Source organism: Azospirillum formosense (assembly GCF_013340925.1).
Classification (GTDB): Bacteria; Pseudomonadota; Alphaproteobacteria; order Azospirillales; family Azospirillaceae; genus Azospirillum; species Azospirillum formosense.
Genome location: NZ_WHOR01000542.1, coordinates 1 through 760, shown reverse-complemented (window position 1 = coordinate 760; position 760 = coordinate 1). Strand labels below are relative to the sequence as shown.

Genomic DNA, 760 nt, shown 5'->3' with positions numbered 1-760 from the left:
TCGTCGGCGTCGAATAGTAGGTCGAGACGAACAGGTCCGCCCCCTCCTCGCGGCAGACGCGCTCCAGGTACAGGCTGTCCGCGCCGGTCGCCGCGTAGCTGTGCGCCCGGATCGTCCGGGTGTGCACGCCGGGAAGGCGCGGCGCCGTGCCGGCGCGGTCGAGCAGCACCACATGCTCGGCGAAGCCCGAGGCCACCCAGGCCTTGAGCACCGCCGTCCACACCCGGGCGATGCCCGAGTTGAGATGCTGGTAGAACACCCCGTCGACGACGATCCGCGGCCGCACCGAGGTCAGCGCGCGCCGCCGCGCCGCCGCCTCGCCGGCGCCCAGGAAGCGCCAGCCCTCCGCCTCGACCACCGCGATCGGCACGACGCCGCGCGCCGCGGCGGTGTCGGCCAGCGTCTGGTCGGTCACCCAGGGCAGGTAGTCGCGCAGCAGCACCGGCCCGCCGGCCTCCTGCAGGCGGCGCCAGTGGCGGCGCGCGTCCTGGTAGCCGTAGTAGCTTTCCTTGAAGGCGGCCTGCGCCTCCGTCACGTAGGCGAAATGCTGGAAGACGACGCCGGCCTCCTCCATCTCGTCATGGCTGAAGGGAGCGATGCGGGCCACGTCCTTCCCCGCCGCGTCGACCAGCACCGGCGGCTCATGGGCGGCCCAGGTCATGCCGGGCTCGAAGCGCCAGGTGCGCAGCCATTCCTGCTGGGGGTTCTGGGCGTAGTTGTGGCGGGTGCTGATGAGCCGCTCCGGCCCGACGAAATAGTC

1 pseudogene is annotated in these 760 nt (G+C 72.5%); it reads right to left on the bottom strand.

Annotated elements, in window-relative coordinates:
• Positions 1-760: pseudogene (locus tag GBZ26_RS31080) on the bottom strand (hypothetical protein); the annotation flags it as partial.